Origin of the sequence: Glycomyces sp. TRM65418 (assembly GCF_019710475.1) — a bacterium.
GTDB lineage: Bacteria > Actinomycetota > Actinomycetes > Mycobacteriales > Micromonosporaceae > Glycomyces.
Window position 1 is genome coordinate 578,681 of record NZ_JAJFAX010000002.1, and the last position, 19,785, is coordinate 598,465.

At 70.8% G+C, this 19,785-nt stretch carries 19 protein-coding genes and 1 tRNA gene; 9 read left to right on the plus strand and 11 right to left on the minus strand.

From position 1 onward, the window contains the following. Positions 1–6: 6 nt before the first annotated feature. Both K3N28_RS07680 and K3N28_RS07685 read right to left on the minus strand, forming a co-directional pair. Positions 7–1,590, minus strand: a complete 1,584-nt coding sequence (locus K3N28_RS07680) for an amidohydrolase family protein (protein WP_228091897.1) — start codon at positions 1,588–1,590, stop codon at positions 7–9. Between the two features lie 38 nt (positions 1,591–1,628). After that, complete coding sequence (locus K3N28_RS07685; protein ID WP_228091898.1) at positions 1,629–2,036, minus strand: RidA family protein; 408 nt, start codon at positions 2,034–2,036, stop codon at positions 1,629–1,631. Between the two features lie 36 nt (positions 2,037–2,072). On the opposite strand from K3N28_RS07685, the gene K3N28_RS07690 reads away from it, so the two are divergent. Beyond that, positions 2,073–3,272 carry an amino acid deaminase gene (locus tag K3N28_RS07690; protein WP_228091899.1) on the plus strand — a complete coding sequence of 400 codons (1,200 nt, stop codon included), beginning with the start codon at positions 2,073–2,075 and terminating at the stop codon, positions 3,270–3,272. A 49-nt stretch (positions 3,273–3,321) separates the two neighbouring features. On the opposite strand, the gene K3N28_RS07695 is transcribed toward K3N28_RS07690, so the two are convergent. Continuing rightward, a complete protein-coding gene (locus K3N28_RS07695; RefSeq protein ID WP_374209717.1) occupies positions 3,322–3,702 on the minus strand; it encodes a (deoxy)nucleoside triphosphate pyrophosphohydrolase in 381 nt (126 codons plus the stop codon). A 546-nt stretch (positions 3,703–4,248) separates the two neighbouring features. Here K3N28_RS07695 and K3N28_RS07700 point away from each other — a divergent pair. Continuing rightward, positions 4,249–4,605: a hypothetical protein gene (locus tag K3N28_RS07700; protein ID WP_228091901.1), complete on the plus strand. Its 357-nt coding sequence runs from the start codon at positions 4,249–4,251 to the stop codon at positions 4,603–4,605. Between the two features lie 161 nt (positions 4,606–4,766). Here the strand turns inward: K3N28_RS07700 and ychF are convergent, their stop codons facing one another. Next, on the minus strand, positions 4,767–5,840 hold the full coding sequence (gene ychF / locus K3N28_RS07705) for a redox-regulated ATPase YchF (RefSeq protein WP_228091902.1): 1,074 nt from the start codon (positions 5,838–5,840) through the stop codon (positions 4,767–4,769). Between the two features lie 59 nt (positions 5,841–5,899). Beyond that, the gene (locus K3N28_RS07710; RefSeq protein WP_228091903.1) at positions 5,900–6,322 is read right to left on the minus strand and encodes a hypothetical protein; all 423 of its coding nucleotides are present in this window, start codon (positions 6,320–6,322) and stop codon (positions 5,900–5,902) included. A gap of 126 nt (positions 6,323–6,448) precedes the next feature. Here K3N28_RS07710 and K3N28_RS07715 point away from each other — a divergent pair, with 126 nt between their 5' ends. The 3 genes from K3N28_RS07715 (at position 6,449) to K3N28_RS07725 (ending at position 8,116) form a co-directional block, all read left to right on the plus strand. After that, the gene (locus tag K3N28_RS07715) at positions 6,449–7,045 is read left to right on the plus strand and encodes a TetR/AcrR family transcriptional regulator (protein WP_228091904.1); all 597 of its coding nucleotides are present in this window, start codon (positions 6,449–6,451) and stop codon (positions 7,043–7,045) included. 158 nt (positions 7,046–7,203) lie between these two features. Beyond that, positions 7,204–7,647, plus strand: a complete 444-nt coding sequence (locus K3N28_RS07720) for a MarR family winged helix-turn-helix transcriptional regulator (protein WP_228091905.1) — start codon at positions 7,204–7,206, stop codon at positions 7,645–7,647. 40 nt (positions 7,648–7,687) lie between these two features. Next, a complete protein-coding gene (locus tag K3N28_RS07725; protein ID WP_228091906.1) occupies positions 7,688–8,116 on the plus strand; it encodes an organic hydroperoxide resistance protein in 429 nt (142 codons plus the stop codon). A 244-nt stretch (positions 8,117–8,360) separates the two neighbouring features. On the opposite strand, the gene K3N28_RS07730 is transcribed toward K3N28_RS07725, so the two are convergent. The 3 genes from K3N28_RS07730 to K3N28_RS07740 are packed head-to-tail and all read right to left on the minus strand — an operon-like array spanning position 8,361 to position 11,900. Then, the gene (locus tag K3N28_RS07730; RefSeq protein ID WP_228091907.1) at positions 8,361–9,128 is read right to left on the minus strand and encodes a succinate dehydrogenase/fumarate reductase iron-sulfur subunit; all 768 of its coding nucleotides are present in this window, start codon (positions 9,126–9,128) and stop codon (positions 8,361–8,363) included. Then, a complete protein-coding gene (locus tag K3N28_RS07735) occupies positions 9,128–11,083 on the minus strand; it encodes a fumarate reductase/succinate dehydrogenase flavoprotein subunit (RefSeq protein WP_228091908.1) in 1,956 nt (651 codons plus the stop codon). Before K3N28_RS07735 ends, K3N28_RS07730 begins: the two co-directional genes overlap by 1 nt. A 10-nt stretch (positions 11,084–11,093) precedes the next feature. Then, positions 11,094–11,900 (minus strand): hypothetical protein, encoded by an 807-nt coding sequence (locus tag K3N28_RS07740; RefSeq protein WP_228091909.1) that lies wholly within the window; start codon positions 11,898–11,900, stop codon positions 11,094–11,096. Positions 11,901–12,140: 240 nt separating this feature from the next. Here K3N28_RS07740 and mshB point away from each other — a divergent pair, with 240 nt between their 5' ends. Both mshB and K3N28_RS07750 read left to right on the plus strand, forming a co-directional pair. Further along, positions 12,141–13,022, plus strand: coding sequence for an N-acetyl-1-D-myo-inositol-2-amino-2-deoxy-alpha-D-glucopyranoside deacetylase (mshB, locus tag K3N28_RS07745; protein WP_228091910.1), 882 nt, complete (start codon positions 12,141–12,143; stop codon positions 13,020–13,022). Positions 13,023–13,066: 44 nt separating this feature from the next. Continuing rightward, the gene (locus K3N28_RS07750) at positions 13,067–13,753 is read left to right on the plus strand and encodes an MgtC/SapB family protein (RefSeq protein ID WP_228091911.1); all 687 of its coding nucleotides are present in this window, start codon (positions 13,067–13,069) and stop codon (positions 13,751–13,753) included. Between the two features lie 101 nt (positions 13,754–13,854). Here K3N28_RS07750 and K3N28_RS07755 read toward each other — a convergent pair. Continuing rightward, a tRNA-Arg gene (locus tag K3N28_RS07755) sits at positions 13,855–13,928 on the minus strand. A 412-nt stretch (positions 13,929–14,340) separates the two neighbouring features. Between K3N28_RS07755 and K3N28_RS07760 the strand changes: the two genes are divergently transcribed. Continuing rightward, positions 14,341–15,345, plus strand: a complete 1,005-nt coding sequence (locus tag K3N28_RS07760; RefSeq protein WP_228091912.1) for a M48 family metallopeptidase — start codon at positions 14,341–14,343, stop codon at positions 15,343–15,345. Positions 15,346–15,397: 52 nt separating this feature from the next. On the opposite strand, the gene K3N28_RS07765 is transcribed toward K3N28_RS07760, so the two are convergent. Beyond that, positions 15,398–16,738 carry a dipeptidase gene (locus K3N28_RS07765; RefSeq protein WP_228091913.1) on the minus strand — a complete coding sequence of 447 codons (1,341 nt, stop codon included), beginning with the start codon at positions 16,736–16,738 and terminating at the stop codon, positions 15,398–15,400. A 39-nt stretch (positions 16,739–16,777) separates the two neighbouring features. On the opposite strand from K3N28_RS07765, the gene K3N28_RS07770 reads away from it, so the two are divergent. Further along, positions 16,778–17,629: an SURF1 family protein gene (locus K3N28_RS07770; RefSeq protein WP_228091954.1), complete on the plus strand. Its 852-nt coding sequence runs from the start codon at positions 16,778–16,780 to the stop codon at positions 17,627–17,629. Here the strand turns inward: K3N28_RS07770 and K3N28_RS07775 are convergent. Then, positions 17,583–19,763, minus strand: coding sequence for a transglycosylase domain-containing protein (locus K3N28_RS07775; RefSeq protein ID WP_228091914.1), 2,181 nt, complete (start codon positions 19,761–19,763; stop codon positions 17,583–17,585). The genes K3N28_RS07770 and K3N28_RS07775 overlap by 47 nt on opposite strands. Between the last annotated feature and the right edge of the window lie 22 nt (positions 19,764–19,785).

Consider the following 19,785-nt stretch of genomic DNA (forward strand, 5'->3'; position numbering starts at 1 on the left):
GACGCCTCAGCGTCCGAGGACCGGGCGGCGCACCGAACGGCCCGCGAGGGCCTCGGTGCGACACCCGTCGTCGATCGCCAAGGCGCCGTTGACCATCACGTACGGGACGCCCGCGGCCTGCTGCCGCGGCCGCTCGAAGGTCGCCTTCGCGTCCACTGTGGCGGGATCGAACAGCACCAGGTCGGCCGCACAGCCCTCCTGCACCAGGCCGCGATCGTGCAGGCCGAGGACCGCCGCGGGGCGGCCGCTCAGGTGGGCCACGCATTCCTCCACTGAGAGCAGGCCGAGTTCGCGGGTGTAGTGGCCCAGGTAGCGGGCGAACGAACCCCACGCCCTCGGATGGATCTTCTCCCCGGCGAGCACGCCGTCGGAGGATCCGGTGTGGACGCCGTGCTGCATGATCGCCCGCACGTTCTCCTCGTTGCCCACGTGCATCAGGCAGGCGGTGTCGAAGTCGTCCCGGGCGATCAGGTCCAGGAAGAACTCCGAGGGGCGCTGCGCGCCGGCGGCCGCCGCGACCCTTTCGCCGACCAGGCCGCGCAGCTCGGGCTTCGCCACCCCCGCGATCTCGATGCGGGACCAGTCCACCGGCACGCCGTTCGCGCCGTCGGTGCCCACGACGTCGAGTTCGTGCACGATCCTCGCCCGGGTCTCGGCATCGCCGAGCCGTTCGCGAAGGGCCGCATAGCCTCCGGCGAGCGACCAGCTCGGCAGCAGCGCCGCCAGCATCGTCATGCCCGGCAGGTACGGGTAGGTGTCCAGGCTGATCGGGACGCCCTCGTCGAGGCCTTCGTCGACCAGCTTCAGCAGCTCGGCGGCGCGGCCCTGGTTGACCTCGTAGTTCAACGTCGCGTGCGCCAGGTGCAGGGCGCAGCCGGCCTCGCGGCAGATCTGGATCATCTCCGCGTAGCCCTCCATGGCCCCCGCGCCGTAACTGCGCTGGTGCGGACTGAAGTAACCGCCGAACTGAGCGACCACTGTGCACAGTTCGACCAGCTCGGCGGTGTCGGCGTACATGCCCGGCGTGTAGGACAGGCCCGCCGAGAGCCCGAAGGCGCCTTCCTCCATGCCCCGGGCGACCGCCGCCTTCATGGCGTCGAGTTCCGCCCCCGTCGGCCGCCGGTGCTCCCATCCCATCGCCGCCATGCGCACGGTGCCGTGGGGGACCAGGTAGGCCGCGTTCGTCGGGATGCCCCGGTCGAGCCGGTCGAGGTATTCGCCGACGCTCCGCCAGTCGTAGTCGACGTCGAGCTTGCCGTTCCACGCCGCGATCGCCTCCCACATCTGCGGGGCGGTCGTCTCGTCGACGGGCGCGTACGAGAGGCCGTCCTGGCCGAGCACTTCGAGCGTGCAGCCCTGGCCGAGCTTCGCGAGGTGCTCGCGGTCGGCGAGCACCGCGAGTTCGGAGTGGGCGTGCATGTCGATGAACCCGGGGGAGAGGACCAGGCCTCCGGCGTCGATGACGCGCGCCCCGTCGAGCCGGTCGGACCCGACCGCCGCGATGCGGCCGTCCTTGACGCCGACCTCGGCCCGGAACCGCGGCGAACCGGTCCCGTCGGCGATCTCGGCACCCCGGATCACGATGTCCATAGCAGCCAACGACGACCCCTCTCACCTGGCACGGAGCGCTAGTCTACGCAGGCCAGGGCGTCGACCTCCACCAGCATCTCGGCCCTCGGGAGGGTGCAGATCACCGTCGTGCGGCACGGGAACGGCACGCCCTCGGGGATCCTCTCCGCGAGGAACGCCTCGTAGACCTCGTTCATCGCCGCGAAGTCCCCGCGATCGGCGAGGTAGACCCGCAGCGTCATCACGTCGCCGAGCGTCGCGCCGCCCGCTTCGAGGATCGCCGCCACGTTCTCCAGGGTCCGGCGGGTCTGGGCCCGCACGTCGCCCGGGTGCAGGTACTCGCCCGTGGCGGGGTCGACCGGGCCCTGACCGGAGACGGTGAGCATCGGGCCCTTGCGGACGCCCTGCGGGAAGGCATGGGCGGGGGCCGGAGCGGCGTCGGTGCGGATCGCGAGTTTCTCAGTCATATAGTGAAGATACCTTCCTATTGATGGCGGTGACCCATGGACGAGACCCGGCTGCAGGCCCTCCACGACGAGGTCCTCGACTGGCGCCACAAGGCGATCCCCCATGCGGCCCATGGCGTCACCGTGGCCGAATGGCTGGCCGCCGGGCCGGTGGCCGACGACCTCGCGACCCCCGCGGTCCTCCTCGGGGACCGGGCGCTCACCCGCAACCTCCGCGCCATGGCCGACTGGTGCGCCGAACGAGGCGTCCTCCTCTCGCCCCACGGCAAGGCCACCATGGCCCCGCAGCTCTGGAAGCGGCAGCTCGACGCGGGGGCCGTCGGCATCACGGTCGCGAACGCCTTCCAGGCCGGGGTCGCCCGCCGTTTCGGCGTGCCCCGGATCATGATCGCGAACCAGGTCACCGATCCGGCGGCGGTCGCCGTCCTCGGGGCCTGGGCCGCCGAAGGCACGCGGATCGCCGTCTTCGCCGATTCGGCGGCCGCTGCGGACCTGCTCGCGGCGGCTCCCGGCCCCCTGGAGGTCGCGGTCGAACTCGGCGCGCCGGGAGGCCGGGCCGGAGCGCGCTCCGTCGCCGCGGCCCTCGACGTCGCCGAGCAGGTCCGCGCCGCACCGAACCTGGCGCTCACCGGCGTCGCCGGATACGAGGGAGCGGTCACGGCCGGGACCGACGCGGCAGCGCTCGCGGCGGTGGACGACTACCTCCGCGACCTGGTGCGGCTCTTCACCGCCGTGGAGTTCGAGACCGACCGGCCCTGCGTCACCGCGGGCGGCAGCGCCTACTTCGACCGGGTCGCGGCGGTCCTGGGGCCGCTGGCGGGCGAGGCGGAGGTGGTCCTGCGTTCGGGTTCGTACCTCGTCCACGACCACGGCTGCTACGCCCGCTGGACCCCGGCCGCGCGCGGCGGCGACGGGCCCGAGCTCGTCCCGGCCCTCGAAGCCCGGGCCCGGGTGCTCTCGCGTCCCGAGCCGGGTCTGGCGATCCTCGACGCGGGCCGCCGCGACCTCCCGTTCGACCAGGACCTGCCGGTCCCGCTGGAGCTCGAAGGCGCCCAGTGCCCGCAGATCAGCGACCAGCACCTGTTCCTCACCGGCGCGCCCGAGCACGCGAGCGTGGGGGCGGTCGTCCGACTCGGCCTGTCGCACCCGTGCACCAGCTTCGACAAGTGGCGGCTCATCCCGGTGGCCGACGAGGAGACCGGTCGGATCGTCGACGCGATCCGCACGTTCTTCTAGCCCCGCACGGCCGCGCAGCCCGAGGCGCCGACGGGTCGCCGCGCCGCCGCTATGGGCGCAGCCGCCCGCGCAGCGCCTCCACGACCGGCCGGTTGCCGGGGAGCCACGGCACCGAGTCGAGTTCCCCGACGGCGAGCCAGCGCAGCTCGGCGTGCTCCTTCGCGACGGGCTCGCCGCCCTGGAGCTGGGCGAAGTAGACCCGCAGGAGGAACCGGCCGCCGCCGGTGACGAGGTCGCCCCCGACGCGTTCGCCGACCGTGATCGCGACGCCGAGTTCTTCGCGGCATTCGCGGATCAGCGCCTCGGTCTCGGTTTCATCGGGCTCGACCTTGCCGCCGGGGAACTCCCAGAGCCCGGCGAGTTCCGGCGGGTAGGCGCGGGCGGCGGCCAGAACGCGCGCTCCGGAGCGGATCGCGGCGCCGACGACCACGAGCGGCGCCGCGTCAGGATCCGTGCCGTGCGCTTCGAGGGCGACGCCCTCGCCGGCAGGGGCTTCCACGCCGTGCTCGGCTTCGGCGGGCTCTTCGGACATGACGGGAGTCTATCGGCGGGGCCGGTGCGGCCTCTGGAGCGGCTGAGTCCAAAAAGGCTTGTTGCCGCATCGAGGGCGTTTCGTTATCTTCGGTGCGAAAACGTCACGAACCGTAGCCACTGCTGAGCGCGGAGTTGCTCATCCGTTCGGACGATATCCCATGGACCGGGAGGACAGGAATCGTGCCCGGCAGCACAAAACCAGACAAGAACCATGCCTATAAGTCTGAAATGCCGGACTAATACCGTTTGCCGGTCTGGACAGAATGTGGGAGACGCGGAAGACTCGATTCAGAATCGATAAAGATCCGGCGACAATTCAGACACGAACGCCCCCGTGTTCGTCGGAGCCGAATCAGAACTACCTTACTGATCGGTCGCCGCCCTGCCTTGGCAGGGCACCGCATCGCCGGTCGCGGCCAGGACGAAATGGCGACGGTGCCATATGGGGAGAACGGAGCAAGACGACAACGTGCTGCTGGACGCCTTGAGGGAGCTCAACGGTTGGGTTGCGGACGACGGCCGCCTCTCGCGGTCGCTGCCGCTCGATGATTCCCAGCACGCGGAGCTCGCCGAACAGATCAAGATCTTCGCGGACACGCTCGGCGTCACGCCGGACGTCTCCCGCACCGATGAGGCGACGAACATCGTCCTCGCCCGAGAAGGCGGGTTCAGTCTCACCGACGTGACCTTCGCGGGCCGCGTCGAGACCGCCTACATCACCATCGCCGGCGAGCTGGCCGCCCGGGAGAACCCGCATCTCTCCAAGGGCCGCTTCCGCTGGCTCAGGCGCGGCGAGTAACCCGAACGAGCAAGGCGGATCGCAGGGGCCCCACCGCCCCGCGGTCCGCCGTCGCCGCGCCCGACGGACGCGGACGAGGCCCGCACGGTGATGCCGTGCGGGCCTCGTCCTCGGTCGGGCGCCGATCTCGCCGCGCTCCGGCGCGGGTGCGTGCCGAGCGCTCAGACGTTGAAGCGGAACTCGACCACGTCGCCGTCGGACATGATGTAGTCCTTGCCCTCCATGCGGACCTTCCCGGCGGCCTTGGCCGCCTGCATGGTCCCGGCCTCCATGAGGTCGTCGAAGGAGACGATCTCGGCCTTGATGAAGCCGCGCTGGAAGTCCGTGTGGATCTCCCCGGCCGCCTCGGGCGCGGTCGCGCCCTTCTTGATCGTCCAGGCCCGCGACTCCTTCGGCCCGGCCGTCAGGTACGTCTGGAGTCCGAGGGTCTCGAAGCCGACGCTCGCGAGGCGGTCGAGGCCCGGCTCGCTCTGACCCGTGGACTCCAGCAGCTCGCGCGCCTCCTCCTCGTCCAGGTCGATGAGCTCCGACTCGAACTTCGCGTCCAGGATGACCGCCTGCGCCGGGGCCACCATCGCGCGCAGCTTCGCGGCCAGCTCCTCGTCCGCGACCTGCTCCTCGTCCACGTTGAACACGTAGATGAACGGCTTGGCCGTGAGCAGGTGCAGGTCGTACAGCAGCTCGGTGTCGAGGCCGGCCGCGAAGACCGTCTGGCCGCCGTCGAGGACCTCGCGCGCGGTCTGGACCGCCTCGAGCTTGGCCCGGGCGTCCTTGTTCATGCGCGCCTCGCGCTCCAGGCGCTTCAGGGCGTTCTCGACGGTCTGGAGGTCGGCGAGGATCAGCTCGGTGTTGATCGTCTCGATGTCGTCGATCGGCGAGACCTTGCCGTCGACGTGGGTGACGTTCCCGTCCTCGAAGACCCGCACGACCTGCGCGATCGCGGAGGTCTCGCGGATGTTCGAGAGGAACTGGTTGCCCTTGCCCGCGCCCTCGGAGGCCCCCTTGACCAGGCCCGCGATGTCGACGAAGGTCACCGTCGCCGGGATGATCTTCTCGGAGTCGTAGACCTCCGCCAGCTTCGGGAGCCGTGGGTCGGGGACGGCGACCACGCCGACGTTCGGCTCGATGGTCGCGAACGGGTAGTTCGCCGCCAGGATGTCCGAGCGGGTCAGCGCGTTGAACAGCGTGCTCTTGCCGACGTTGGGCAGGCCGACGATACCGATGCTGAGTTTCACGAGAACCAAGTCTAGGCGGGGTCGCGCCGCGGTGAAGCGGCGCGACCTGGTGATGTGCGTCAGGCGGCCAGGAGGCCGATCCCGAGGGTCAGCACGCCGACCGCGAGGCTCGCCGCGCCCGCGAAGAGGATCACGACGGCCTTGTTGGGCTCGGTGCGGCCCCGGCCCGCCATGGCGGCGAAGAACCCGCCGGACATGAGGATCGCGGCCAGCGGGATCGCGGCGCGGGCGACCCAGCCCCAGAAGCCGTCGAGGCCCGTCGCGTCGGCGAGGACGAGGCCGACGAGGCCGAGGATCACGAGCACCCCGGCGTGGGCGTGCCCGGCCCGGGAGAAGGCCTTCTGGAACTCGGTGAGCGGCACCTTGCCGCCGGCGACCTTGACGAGGAAGAGGCCGCCGAACTCGATGGTGACGACGGTGAGCAGGACGATCCCGGCGAGGATCCGGGACGCGTCGCTCAGAGCGAAAGTGGACTCGAACATCAGGGGCATCCAATCGTGTGCGTTGCTGAGGTCCAAGGTACGCAGGCGTCTTGACAGTGTCAAGTTGTTCATCGCAGGAGGCCCCGTGTCGTTTGACACTGTCAAGATTTGCGCTACAGTGAGCCCGTGACCGATCGCTACCACCACGGCGACCTCCGCCGGGCCCTCATCGACGCGGCCGTCGAGTCCATCGGCGAGTCGGGGCCGAGCGCCTTGAGTCTGCGCGCCGTCGCCAAGCGGGCCGGCGTCTCGCACGCCGCCCCGGCCCACCACTTCGGCGACAAGGCCGGGCTGCTGACCGCCGTGGCGGCCGAAGGCTACGACCGGTTCGCGGACGCGCTCGACCGCGCGTGGGAGGCCACGGGCGACTTCATCGAGGTGGGCATCGCCTACGTGCGCTTCGCCATCGACAACCGGGCGTATTTCGAGACGATGTTCCGGCCCGAACTGCTCCATGAGGACGACCCCGACCTCGCCCGCGCCGAGGCCCGCTCGCGGGCCGCGCTCGTGCGCGGCGCGGGGGAGCCGACCCCGGGCCCGGACGGGGAGCCGCCCGCGTTCAATCCGGCCGCGCTGGGCGCGTGGTCGCTGGTCCACGGATTCGCGGGCCTGCTCATGGCCGGGAACTTCCCGCCCGCGGTGGCCGCCGACCCCGAAGGCGCGCTGCGGGAGATCGCGAAGCACCTCCGCTTCGGCGGGGCGCGGTTCCCCACGATCGGGTGACACCTCGGCGCGGACCCGTCGTTCCTGTCGGACCCGGGCGGCATGGTGGGCGCTGCGGTCCCCGGGTGGACGGGACTAGGGAGGGCGGTCGTTCAGGCCGATGATCCGCGGCGCGCGATTAAGTTGTGCACAACTTAATTGTGCGCTACGGTCGAGGCATGGACACGACACCGCGGCTTCGGGAGCAGGCCTGCTTCGCGCTGTACACCGCCTCGCGGGCGGTCATCGGCCTCTACCGGCCGATGCTCGACCGGCTCGGGCTGACCTACCCGCAGTTCCTGGTCCTCATGGCGCTGTGGGAGACCGACGGCCTCACGGTCACCGCCCTCGGCGACGCCCTCCAGCTGGACTCCGGCACCGTCTCACCGCTGCTCAAGCGCCTGGAAGCCGCCGGGTTCGTCGAGCGCCGCCGCGAGTCCGGCGACGAGCGCCGCGTCACGGTGCACCTCACCGAGGCCGGAGCCGCGCTCGAAAGCCGCGGCTGCGAGATCACCCGGGTGGTCGGCGGCGCCGCCGGAATGTCCCCTGAGGAACTGACTGCCCTGCGCGACCGGCTCAACGCATTCACCGAGTCGGTCCGGAGCACCCGCGCCGCCGAGTAGCGGCCGCATCGCGAACCACCGCAGAGAACAAGGAGACACCATGAAGGCGCTCTACACCGCACACGCCGTCTCTACCGGCGACGGCCGCAACGGCCACGTCTCAGGCGGCGACGGCCTCCTCGACTTCGACGTCCGGATGCCGCCCGAACTCGGCGGCCCCGGCGGCGCCCTCAACCCGGAGCTGCTGTTCGCCGCCGGATACGCGGCCTGCTTCCACAGCGCGCTCCAGAGCATCGCCCGCGCGGAGAAGGTCGACCTCGGCGCGTCCGAGGTCGAGGCCAGCGTCGGCCTCGGCAAGGAGGGCGAGGGCTTCGGCCTGAGCGCGATCCTCGAGGTCTCGATCCCCGGCGCGCCCCGCGAGGTCGCGGAGAGCCTGGTGGCCAAGGCCCACGAGCACTGCCCGTATTCGCGGGCGACCCGCGGCAACATCGAGGTCGAGATCGACCTCGTGCAGGCCGCCGGCGAGTAACGCCCCGCTGAACTCCGGAAGGGCGGGCCGTCGCAGTGCGACGGCCCGCCCTTCGAGCGCGAACGTGAACCTGGGCGATCCTGGCCTCAGCCCGCACAACGGACATCAGGAGCCGCCACCGAACCAATGGCGACCTGCGGGTCCGACACACGCTGTTCGCGCGGGTCTGCCGCGCACGGTGCGAACGCGTCGGGGCGGAGCGGATCGGTTCCCCGCCCCGACGCGTCCGCACGGCCCTGCGCGCCTACTCGGACTTCGGCGCCTTGTCCTTGCGGAAGATCTTGCGGCCCAGCCATACCAGCGGGTCGTAGCGCTCCCCGGCCACGCGTTCCTTCATCGGGATGATCGCGTTGTCGGTGATCTTGATGTTCTCCGGGCACACGTCCGAGCAGCACTTCGTGATGTTGCAGTACCCCAGTCCCTGATCGTCCTGCGCCCACTCGCGGCGGTCGCTCCGAGCGTCCAGCGGGTGCATGTCCAGCTCCGCGGCCCGGATGAACAACCGCGGCCCGGCGAACTCGGGCTTGTTCTCGTCGTGGTCGCGCACCACGTGGCAGGTGTTCTGGCACAGGAAGCACTCGATGCACTTCCTGAACTCCTGGCTGCGCTCCACGTCGACCTGCTGCATCCGGTACTCGCCGGGCCGCAGGTCCTTCGGCGGTGCGAACGCGGGCATCCGCCGAGACTTCTCGTAGTTGAACGAGACGTCGGTGACCAGGTCGCGCACCACGGGGAACGTCCGCAGCGGCGTGATCGTGACCGGCTCGTCCTCCTCGAAGACGTTCATCCGGGTCATGCACATCAACCGCGGCCTCCCGTTCACCTCGGCCGAGCACGAGCCGCACTTGCCCGCCTTGCAGTTCCACCGCACGGCGAGGTCCGGGGCCTGCTCGGCCTGAATGCGGTGCACCACGTCCAAGACCACCTCGCCCTCGTTGACCTCGACGTCGAACTCCGCGAAGTCGCCGCCCTCGGCGTCGCCGCGCCATACCCGGAAGGTCCTCGCGCTCATCAGGCCTCCTCCGCTTCCGTCGAGTCGGTGTCGGCCGGACCGGTGCCGGCCGACGGGGTCCCGGCCGGGGAGTCCCGCCGGTACTCCTCGGGGGTCATGTACTTCGACAGCTCGGTCGGGTCGAACAGGTCCAGCAGCTCCGGCGGCATCTGCGGGACGGGCTGCCGCGTCAGGCGGACCTCGCCGGCGCCCTCCTCCAGGGAGACCACCAGGTTCGTCTTGCGCCACTCGGGGTTCATGCCCGGGGCGTCCTCGCGGGTGTGGCCGCCGCGGGACTCGTCGCGCTCCAGCGCGGCCATCGCGGTCGTGACCGAGCAGAGGTACATGTTCCGCAGGTCCAGCGCCAGGTGCCAGCCGGGGTTGTAGGCCCGCCCGCCCACCGCCGTGACGTTCTCGATGCGCGGCCGCAGCGCCGCCAGCTCGGTCAGCGCCTCCTCCAGTTCGTCCGCCTTGCGGATGATCCCCACGAGCCGGCCGTTGACCGCCTGGAGCGCGTTCTGCAGCTCGTACGGATTCTCGCCGTCGTTCCCGAAAGGCCGCAACGCGTTCTGGATCGCGGTTTCGATCTCCTCGTCGGCGAGCTTCGGCGGCTCCGCCGCCGCGGCGTGGGCGGCGGCGTACTCGCCCGCGCGCTTGCCGAAGACCAGCAGGTCCGACAGGGAGTTCCCGCCCAGCCGGTTGGAGCCGTGCATCCCGCCCGAGACCTCTCCGGCCGCGTACAGGCCCGGCACCGCCGAAGCGGCCGTGTCGGCCTCGACCTCGATCCCGCCCATGATGTAGTGGCAGGTCGGGCCCACCTCCATCGGCGCCGCCGTGATGTCCACATCGGCCAGTTCCTTGAACTGGTGGTGCATGGACGGCAGCCGGCTCTTGATGTAGTCGGCGCTGCGCCGGGACGCGATGTCGAGGTACACGCCGCCGTGTTCGGTCCCCCTGCCCGCCTTGACCTCCGAGTTGATCGCGCGCGCGACCTCGTCGCGCGGCAGCAGCTCCGGCGGCCGGCGGTTGGCGTCGGGGTCGGTGTACCAGCGGTCGGCCTCCTCGGGATTGTCGGCGTACTGCGCCTTGAACACCTCGGGGATGTAGTCGAACATGAACCGCTCGCCGTTCGCGTTCTTCAGCACGCCGCCGTCGCCGCGCACCGACTCGGTGACGAGGATGCCGCGCACCGAAGGCGGCCAGACCATCCCGGTGGGGTGGAACTGGATGAACTCCATGTTGATCAGGCGCGCTCCGGCGCGGAGCGCGAGCGCGTGGCCGTCGCCGGTGTACTCCCACGAGTTCGACGTGACCTTGAAGGACCGCCCGATGCCGCCGGTGGCGAGCACGATCGCGGGCGCGGCGATCGCCATGAAGCGACCGGTGCTGCGCCGGTAGCCGAAGGCGCCCTTGACGGCCCCGCCGTCGGTGAACAGCTCGGTGATCGTCGTCTCGTCGATCACCTGCAGCTTCGACTCGGGTTCGCCCGCGGCCTCGTCGTCCTGCTGGAGCGAGACGAGCTTCTGCTGGAGGGTGCGGATGAGTTCGAGCCCGGTGCGGTCGCCGACGTGGGCGAGGCGCGGGTACTCGTGGCCGCCGAAGTTGCGCTGGCTGATCCGGCCGTCCGCGGTCCGGTCGAACAGCGCCCCGTAGGTCTCCAGCTCCCAGATCCGTGCGGGCGCCTCCTGGGCGTGGAGCTCGGCCATCCGGTAGTTGTTGAGGAACTTCCCGCCGCGCATGGTGTCGCGGAAGTGGACCTGCCAGTTGTCGTTCGCGTTGGCGTTGCCCATGGCGGCGGCCGCGCCGCCTTCGGCCATGACGGTGTGCGCCTTGCCGAACAGGGATTTGGAGATGACGATGACGCTCTTGCCGGCCAGGCGCGCCTCGACGGCGGCGCGGAGCCCGGCCCCGCCCGCGCCGATGACGAGGACGTCGCAGGCGAGGTGCTCCACGTCGTTGATCGTGTTGTCGCTCATGCTGCCTGCCTTAGTTGATGAATCGGGGGTCGTCGAACCAGCCCGCCGCGACGGCCATGACGTAGGCGTCGGCGAGCGCCAGTGATGCCAGGGTGATCCAGGCCCACATCATGTGGCGGGCGTTGAGCGCGCTGGAGAGCGTCCACAGCCGGTAGCGGAAGGGGTGCTTGGAGAAGTGCTTGAGGCGCCCGCCCATGACGTGGCGGCACGAGTGGCAGCCGAGCGTGTAGCACCACAGCAGGACCACGTTGGCCACGAGGACCACGTTCCCCAGCCCGAACCCGAAGCCCTCGGGGGAGTGGAAGGCCAGGATCGCGTCGTAGGTGTTGACGAGCGCGATGAGGGCGGCGATGTAGAAGAAGTACCGGTGGAGGTTCTGGCCGATGAGCGGGAACCGCGTCTCGCCGGTGTAGCGCGCGTGCCCGTCGGGGACGGCGCAGGCGGGCGGCGAGAGCCAGAAGGACCGGTAGTAGGCCTTGCGGTAGTAGTAGCAGGTGAACCGGAACGCGAGGAGGAACGGCAGGCTCAGGGCCGCGTACGGGAGGAGCGGGTGGTCCGGCAGGAACCGTCCGAAGTGGGCGGATTCGGGGACGCAGCCCTCCGAGATGCACGGCGAGTAGAACGGCGTCAGGTAGTGGTAGTCGGCCACCCAGTAGTCGCCCTGGTAGAAGACTCTGAAGGTCGCGTACGCGACCCAGACGGTGATGCCGACGACCGTCAGGATCGGCCCGCGTCTCCAGGCGTCCGTCCGCAGGTGCCGCGCGCGGATGGCCGCGCGCGGTGGTGAGGAGACGTCGGTTCGGTCTGTCGCGGTCATCGAGCGCTCCCTTGGCGAAGCTTGCGAGCCGTGCGTCCGCCTGGCGCGGATTCACGGTCGGGCCGGGCCCGTCAGCGCAGAATAGCCCCATGGGCGCTTCCAAGAACCATGGGGTGCATCACAATTGCGAGCATTTTTCTTGGTGGGACAGTAGAGTGCCAAGTTTGCCTCGATGGGCCCATCGGGGCCGATGAGGCGCTTGAGGTCAAGGAGTACCCCGCGATCGCTACGCTTGCACCCATGAGCGCACGCGGTCTTCTCTTCGTCCACGCCCATCCCGACGACGAGACCGTCGGCACCGGTGCGACGGTCGCTCACTACGCCGCCCGCCCCGACGTCCGCGTCACCGTCGTCACCTGCACCCTCGGCGAGGAGGGCGAGGTCCGAGTCCCGCACCTCGCCGGGCTCGCCGCGAACGAGGCCGACCAGCTCGGCGGCTACCGCTACTGGGAGTACCGCCGGGCCACCGCCGCGCTCGGCGTCGAGGACACGCACTTCCTCGGCGGCGTCGCCCGCTACCGCGACTCCGGCATGATGGGCCTGCCCTCCAACGGGCACCCGCGCGCGTTCTGGGGCGCCGACGTCGACGAGGCCGCCGCCGACCTCGTCCACGTCATCCGCGACCGCGCGCCGGAGGTCCTCGTCACCTACGACCCCGACGGCTTCTACGGCCACCCCGACCACATCCAGGCCCACCGCGTCGCCATGCGCGCGGTCGATCTCGCGGCCGACCCGGCGTGGCGGTCCGACCTCGGCGCGGCCCACGAGATCCGCAAGGTCTACTGGACCACCATGCCCCGCGGCCTCATCGAGGCCCAGTTCGAGGCCTTCGCCGACGCCACCGACAACCCCTTCGCGAACGTCGCGTCGGTCGAGGACCTGCCCTTCGGCGTCCCGGACGCCGACGTGGACGCCTGCATCGTCGGCGACGCCGAGGCCACCGCGCGGAAGCGCGAGGCGATGGCCGCCTACGCGACCCAGATCGCCCCGGGCGACTGGCTCGACGTCCTCGGCGACAAGCTCGGCGACGAGGCGGTCGCCGCGGAGCACTACCGCCTCGTCAAAGGCGAGCGCGGCCCAGGAGACGGCGAACACGGTTGGGAGAGCGACCTGTTCGCCTGATCGAGGATTCCGCGAGGGCCTCTCGGGGTATTCGCTCCGGCACTATGGTCGAACCTTGGACATACCTGGGCCCCTTGGGGCTGGCACTGCTGCTCGGACTCGCCGTCGGCGCCGAGCGCGAATGGCAGGGCAAACCCGCCGGCATGCGCACGCACGGCCTCATCGCCATCGGCGCGTGCCTCTTCGTGCTCGCCGGACGCTTCGGCTTCGCCGAGTCCGACCCGAACACCCCCGGCGTGGACCCCGCCCGTATCGCCGCGCAGGTCGTGGCGGGCGTCGGCTTCCTCGGCGCGGGCGTCATCTTCTTCCACCGCAACCTCGTCTTCGGCATGACCACGGCCGCGTCGATCTGGTCGACCACGGCCATGGCCATCGCCTGCGGCGCGGGCCTGTACTGGGCGGCCGTCGCGGTCGCCGTCGCGCAGCTCGGCGTCGTGGCCGGACTCGCCCCGCTCGAGGACATCATCGCCCGGCACGCCAAGCACACCGGCCGCCTCCACCTGAAGTACACCTCCTCAGAGGCGCTCACCGCGGTCCTGTCGAAATGCACCGACCGCGGCTTCACCGTGGTGGAGATCGACACCGAGGACGGCGACGGCAACGGGCGGCACACCACGGACCTCGTGCTGGCCGGGCGCGGTTCGGTGAAGGAGCTGACCTCCGAGCTCAGCGCCATGAGCGGCATCGTCGGCGTCAAGTTCCAGGAGGACGGCGGCAACGGCGGCACCTGACCGTTCACTCCGGGTCCCGGGGCTCGACTCGGTTGCCTACCCTGGGACGCGGCCGTGTGCGGAGGATTCGCCTGCGAAAAGCGGGCGGCCTCGGGTGTCGGCGCCCCCGGCAGGATTCGAACCTGCGACCGTCGGATTAGAAGTCCGGTGCTCTATCCAGCTGAGCTACGGAGGCACGGCGGGGACGCACACGGCGCCGCGCCAGCGCTAGGATACCCGGCTCCGGGCCGGATCGCGGAACGGGGAGCCGAAGCGGGCACGGATACGGGGCGCCGTGAGAACACCCCAAACGATTCTCCACGACGCCCCGGAATTGCTGACCCACATCAATGAGTAGTCCCTGCGCGCGGGAGTGTCAAGCGGCGCGCCGGGGGTTGACGCCGATTCGTTACCTCGCCCTAAGTGGGCGGCAATGCCCGCTATGCCTCCTGACCGCTTGCGGCCCTTACGGTCACCGGGAGTGAAAACCGGCACGCCTCGACGTCGACGCGGCGCGGCGGCCGGTCAGGTCGCGGCGGCTTCGTCGGGACGTCACGAGTGGCGTCGGCGTGCCACACTTGCACCAGAGCCAACCCTGAGGAGCGGGCATGAGCGACGACCAGTCACCGGCCGAAGGCGGTCCGATCGAGATCCGGGAACCGGCTCGCGGGCCGGTCATCCTGCGCGGCATATCGACCCGCGCCTGGGAGCACCCCGCCGACCGCGGCGCCCTGGTGGCGCTGCGCGAACTGCGCGGGTTCGACATCCTCCTGCGCAAGATGTCCGGCATGGTCTCCGAACGGGCCCTGCGGCTGAGTCTCATGGGCTCCGCGATCCGCGTCGACCGCCACCAGTACGCGCGCGTCCACGACGCCTACCTCCAGGTCGCCGCGGTCCTCGACGCCACCGACCTGCCGGAGCTCTACATCACCCGCAACCCCGACCTCGGCGGCATGTGCATCGGCATCGACAAGCCGGTGATCGTCGTCAACTCCGGCTCGCTCGACGTGCTCGACGAGGCCGAGCTGAAGTTCCTGCTCGCCCACGAGCTCGGCCACGCCCTCTCCGGGCACGGCCTGTACCGGACCCTGCTCATGGTGCTCCTGCGACTGACCACTTCGGTCGCGTGGATCCCCGTGGGCGTGGTCGGCCTGCGGGTCATCACCGCCGCGCTCTACGAGTGGAGCCGCAAGTCCGAGCTCTCGGCCGACCGCGCCGGCGCGCTCGCCGTCCAGGACCCGGCCGCGGCCGTGCGCGTCATGGCCAAGATGGCCGGCGGCGGCGATCTGAGCGATGTGGACACCGCCGCGTTCCTGGAGCAGGCCAAGGAGTTCGAGACCGGCGGCGACCTGCGCGACAGCTTCCTCAAGCTGCTGCTGCTCGAACAGCGCAGCCACGACTTCGCGGTCGCGCGCGCCGCCGCGCTCAAGACCTGGATCGACGACGGCGAGTACCGCGAGTACCTCGCCGGCGCCTACCCGAAGCGCGAGGACGACAAGGACGCCTCGATCACCGCCGAGGCCAGGGCCGCCGCGAAGTCCTACAAGGACCTCTTCGAGACCTCCGGCGACCCGCTCGCCAAGCTCCTCCGCAAGTTCCGCGAAGGGCTCTGACGCCCGGACGCGACGACGGGCCCGGTCATGCGACCGGGCCCGCGCCGTTTCCCTAGCGCCGCAGCTTCTCCAGCAGGAGCGCTTCGGCCACGCACACCCGCTCGAACATCGCGATGTCAAGGGACTCGTTGGGGCCGTGCGGGTTCGAGTACTGGTCCTCGACGCCCGTCACCAGGATCGCGGCCTGGGGGAACAACTCCTGGAACGTCGCGATCATCGGGATCGAGCCGCCGACGCCGATCTCGACCGGCTCGGTGCCGTCCCAGGCCTCCGTGAACGCGGCCCGCGCCGCGTCGAACGCGGGGCCGGTCGCGTCGATCGCGCACGGGTCCCCCAGGCCGCCCTCGGGCGTCACGGTCACCTGCGCGCCCCACGGCGCGTTCGCCTCCAAGTGGGCCCGCACCGCCTTCAGGGCGTTCTCGGCCGAGTCGCCGGCCGCGAGCCGGAACGAGAGCTTCGCGCGCGTCCGCGGCTGCAGCGCGTTCGCCGACTCCACCGCGCCCGGCGCGTCGATCCCGAGCAGCGTGGCGGTCGGCTTCGACCACAGCCGCTCGGTGAGCCGCCCGGTGCCGATGAACTCGGTGCCCGGCAGCATCCCCGCCTCCTCGCGCAGCGCCGCCTCGTCGTAGTCGAGGTCGCCGCTGGGACCCGACACCAGGCCCGCGACGGCCACGTCGCCGTGCTCGTCGTGCAGGGTCGCGACCAGGCGCGCGAGCGCGGTCAGCGAGTCCGGGACCGGCCCGCCGAACATCCCCGAGTGCACCGCGCCTTCGAGGACCGCGACCTCCACGTACACGTTGACGACCCCGCGCAGCGTCGTCGTCAGCGCCGGGACCTCGGTCCGCCAGTTCTGCGAGTCGGCGATGACCACCACGTCGGCGGCCAGCAGGTCCCGGTGCTCGCGCAGCAGCCCTTCGAGCGTCGGGGAGCCGAACTCCTCCTCGCCTTCGATGAGGAGCTTCACCCCGACCGGCGGCTTCCCGCCGTACGCGCGCAGCGCGGCGACGTGCGCCATCACCCCGGCCTTGTCGTCGGCGACGCCGCGGCCGTACAGCCGCCCGTCCTTCTCGACCACGGTGAACGGGTCGGGCTGCTCCCACTTGGCGAGGTCCCCGACCGGCTGCACGTCCTGGTGGGCGTACAGCAGCACCGTCGGCTGCCCCTCGGGCGCGGGGAAGTGCGCGTACACGCTCGGCTGCCCGCCGCCGTGGCTGAGCTGCCGCGTCTCGGCGGCTCCGGCCTCCTCGAAGAGGCGCTGGACGGCGTTCGCGCCCTGACGGACCGGCTCGTGGTCGAGTCCGTCGAAGGCGATCGCCGGGATCGTGACGAGGGCCTCCAGATCGGCGCGCACGGCAGGCATGGCGGCGCGCACCGCATTCACTACATCGCTCATGGGGCGCAATCCTATGCCGGGTCTAGACTCGTCGACGTGATGCAGCGTTACCGGTTCGTCCTCACTCCGCGCTGGCTCGGGCTGACCCTCGCGGGCGTGGTGGTGATGGTCGTCTGCGCGCTGCTGTCCCAGTGGCAGTGGGGCCGCGCGGTCGAGCGCGCCGCCGCGAACGACGTCATCGCCGAGAACCGCGACCCCGTCCCGCTCGACGCGACCCTGCCCGCGGGCGAGGCCCTGCGGGACGAGGACCGCTGGACCCTCGTGGAGGCCGTCGGCGTCTACGACACCGAGCACGAGATCGTGCTGCGGGCCCAGACCAACAACGGGGTCAACGGCTTCGAGATCGTCACGCCCCTGGTCCTGGCGGACGGGACGGCGATCCTGGTCGATCGCGGCTTCATCGCCTCCGAGAGCACCGGGCACGTCCCCGACTACCCGGCCGCGCCCTCGGGCGAGGTCGGCGTCACCGGCCGCGTCTACGAGTACGAGGAGTCCGGCGGCGGCGTCACCGAGGTGGACGGCCACCTGGAGGCGCGGCGCTTGAGCGACGACCTGCTCGGCCCGCACCTCGACCACGAGCTGCGCTCGGCGTGGATCGCCGACGTCGAGCCCGCCGAAGGCCTCACCGCCCTGGAGACGCCCTCGTTCAAGGACTGGCAGAACTACTCGTACGCGGTCCAGTGGGCGCTGTTCGCCGCCATGGTCCCGGTCGGCTGGGTCGTGCTCGCGCGCCGCGAACGCCGCGACCTCGACGCGGCGACCGACGGCGCCGAACCCGGGGACGCCGAAGCGGCCCCCGGCGGGAAGCCGGAGGCCGCGACGTCGAAGACCGCGGACGAGGCGGCTAACCGCCCTTCCCCTCGGTCTGGATCTCCTTCGACGGGGGAGTGAAGTCCAACTTCGGTTCGCCCTTGAGCGCGTCCCGCAGGATCTTCCCGACGGTGTCCTTCGAGACGCCGGTGTTCGACTCGCCCACCGAGTTGAAGATGTAGTCCGGATCGGCCATGAATCCGCCCACCGTCAGCTGCGGCGTGTAGCCCAGGAACCACGAGGCCCGGTTGTCGTCGGTCGTGCCCGACTTCCCGGCCACCGGCCGGTCCACGAGTTCGCCCACGACCCGCGAGGTGCCCCACGGCCCGCAGTCGACGCCCTTCCGCTCGGACTCGGTGACGCACCGGCCCGCGTCCGTCGCCGCCCGCGCCACGTCCTCGTCCAGCTCCTGGTGGCAGCGCGGCGCGGCCACGTCCAGCTCCTGGCCCTCGGGGTCGATGACGCGCATCGCCGGCATCGGCTCGCAGTACTTCCCTTCGGCCGCGAGCGTGTTGAACACGTTCGTCATCTCGATCGGCTGCACGTCGGACACGCCGAGCGTGAACGGCCCCCAGCCGGCGCGCCGCTCCTCCGAGGCGTAGTACGCGTCGCCCTCACTGCGCCACTTGAGACCCATCCGCTCGGCCATCTCGACGGCCTTGTCCGCGCCCACCCGGTCGATGAGCTGCGCGAAGTACGTGTTCACCGACATCCCGAACCCGGACCACATGTCCCGGTTGCCCGCCATCTCGGGCGAGCCGTTCTTCGGGCACCAGCGTCCGCCGCACGCGGTCGTCGACGACACGAAGCTCGTGGCGACCCGGTTGGGAGAGTGGATGTCGTAGTTCAGCGGATAGCCCGCGTCGAGCGCCGCGAGCAGCGTGAAGACCTTGAACGTCGAACCGGCCTGGTAGCCGCCGGTCTCGCCCCCGCCGAGCACCGGGTTCACCGTGTTCGGGTAGTTGCCCTTGCGGTCGAAGCTCGGGTTGGAGTGCGGCCCGTTCTCGCTCTGGTCGTAGGAGAAGGTCCGGTTCAGGCCCAGCGCCTTGATCCGGCCCGTGCCCGGTTCCATGACGACCGCGCCGTGCGCGAGCTTCGAGTTCTTGCTCTTGGCCTCGACCACGTGCTCGTTCGCGATCTCCTGGATCTTCGGGTCCAGCGTGGTGATGATCGTGTACCCGCCCTGGCGCAGCTCGCGCTCGCGGTCGGCCGGGGTCGCCCCGAAGGCGTCCTGCTGGCGCCACCAGCGGCGGAAGTAGTCGCAGAAGAACCCGAACTCGGTCGGGGTGCCCTCGACGCCGATGCACGCGTTCGGCGGGTCGGAGACGTTCAGCTCGATCGGCAGGCCGCGCACCTCCGAGGCGTCGCCGTGGGAGAGGTAGTCGATGTCGACCATCCGGTCGAGCACCCAGTTGCGGCGGGCCAGCGCCTGGGTCTGGTCGGAGGTGATCGGGTCGTAGGCGGACGGCGCCTGGACGAGCCCGGCCAGCATGGCCGACTCCTGGAGGTTGAGGTCGGACGGGTGCTTGGAGAAGTAGACCTGGGCCGCGGCGAAGATCCCGTAGGCGTTGTGCCCGAAGTACGCCTGGTTGAGGTAGCGCTCCAGGATCTCGTCCTTGGTGAGCTGCTCCTCGACGGCCATCGCCAGGCGCGCCTCGCGGATCTTGCGCTCGGCGGTCTGCTCGGTGGCGGCGATGACGTCGTCGATGGAATCGGCGTTGAGCTGGAGCGCGCCGCGCACGTACTGCATGGTGATCGTGGAGGCGCCCTGCTCGACGCCGCCGGAGTTGTTGTTGGCGACGAAGGCGCGCACGATGCCCCGGTAGTCGACGCCGTTGTGGTCGTAGAACCGCGCGTCCTCGGCCGCGACCATGGCCTGCTGCATGACCGGCGCGACCTCGTCGAGGGCGACGTGGCGGCGGAACTCGTCGTAGAAGAGGCTGACGAGGGTCTCGCCGTCGGCGGCGTAGACGTAGGAGGTCAGGGGCGGGTCGGTCTCGGCGACCTCGACCGAGAGCGTGTCGATCGTGTCGAACCCGGCCTTGGCGCTCAGCCCGGCCATCGCGGCGAGCGGGAACAGCAGCGCCGCGATCGCGAGACCGGCGAGCAGGCTGGTGCGCAGGAGGGCGTACACCCCTTCGGCGGGCGGGCCGGGTTGGTCGCTCTCGTGTGCGGACAGTCCGGGCACACGGTCCTCGCGGGGTCGATCGTGCATATATCCAGCCTAGGCCATGCAG

What these genes read in the sequence shown, in the direction of transcription:
- K3N28_RS07680 (WP_228091897.1), bottom strand. Translation starts at nt 1,590, where the DNA reads ATGGACATCGTGATCCGGGGTGCCGAGATCGCCGACGGGACCGGTTCG.
- K3N28_RS07685 (WP_228091898.1), bottom strand. Translation starts at nt 2,036, where the DNA reads ATGACTGAGAAACTCGCGATCCGCACCGACGCCGCTCCGGCCCCCGCC.
- K3N28_RS07690 (WP_228091899.1), top strand. Translation starts at nt 2,073, where the DNA reads ATGGACGAGACCCGGCTGCAGGCCCTCCACGACGAGGTCCTCGACTGG.
- K3N28_RS07700 (WP_228091901.1), top strand. Translation starts at nt 4,249, where the DNA reads ATGGGGAGAACGGAGCAAGACGACAACGTGCTGCTGGACGCCTTGAGG.
- K3N28_RS07710 (WP_228091903.1), bottom strand. Translation starts at nt 6,322, where the DNA reads ATGTTCGAGTCCACTTTCGCTCTGAGCGACGCGTCCCGGATCCTCGCC.
- K3N28_RS07720 (WP_228091905.1), top strand. Translation starts at nt 7,204, where the DNA reads ATGGACACGACACCGCGGCTTCGGGAGCAGGCCTGCTTCGCGCTGTAC.
- K3N28_RS07725 (WP_228091906.1), top strand. Translation starts at nt 7,688, where the DNA reads ATGAAGGCGCTCTACACCGCACACGCCGTCTCTACCGGCGACGGCCGC.
- K3N28_RS07730 (WP_228091907.1), bottom strand. Translation starts at nt 9,128, where the DNA reads ATGAGCGCGAGGACCTTCCGGGTATGGCGCGGCGACGCCGAGGGCGGC.
- K3N28_RS07735 (WP_228091908.1), bottom strand. Translation starts at nt 11,083, where the DNA reads ATGAGCGACAACACGATCAACGACGTGGAGCACCTCGCCTGCGACGTC.
- K3N28_RS07740 (WP_228091909.1), bottom strand. Translation starts at nt 11,900, where the DNA reads ATGACCGCGACAGACCGAACCGACGTCTCCTCACCACCGCGCGCGGCC.
- mshB (WP_228091910.1), top strand. Translation starts at nt 12,141, where the DNA reads ATGAGCGCACGCGGTCTTCTCTTCGTCCACGCCCATCCCGACGACGAG.
- K3N28_RS07750 (WP_228091911.1), top strand. Translation starts at nt 13,067, where the DNA reads ATGGTCGAACCTTGGACATACCTGGGCCCCTTGGGGCTGGCACTGCTG.
- K3N28_RS07760 (WP_228091912.1), top strand. Translation starts at nt 14,341, where the DNA reads ATGAGCGACGACCAGTCACCGGCCGAAGGCGGTCCGATCGAGATCCGG.
- K3N28_RS07765 (WP_228091913.1), bottom strand. Translation starts at nt 16,738, where the DNA reads ATGAGCGATGTAGTGAATGCGGTGCGCGCCGCCATGCCTGCCGTGCGC.
- K3N28_RS07770 (WP_228091954.1), top strand. Translation starts at nt 16,778, where the DNA reads ATGCAGCGTTACCGGTTCGTCCTCACTCCGCGCTGGCTCGGGCTGACC.
- K3N28_RS07775 (WP_228091914.1), bottom strand. Translation starts at nt 19,763, where the DNA reads ATGCACGATCGACCCCGCGAGGACCGTGTGCCCGGACTGTCCGCACAC.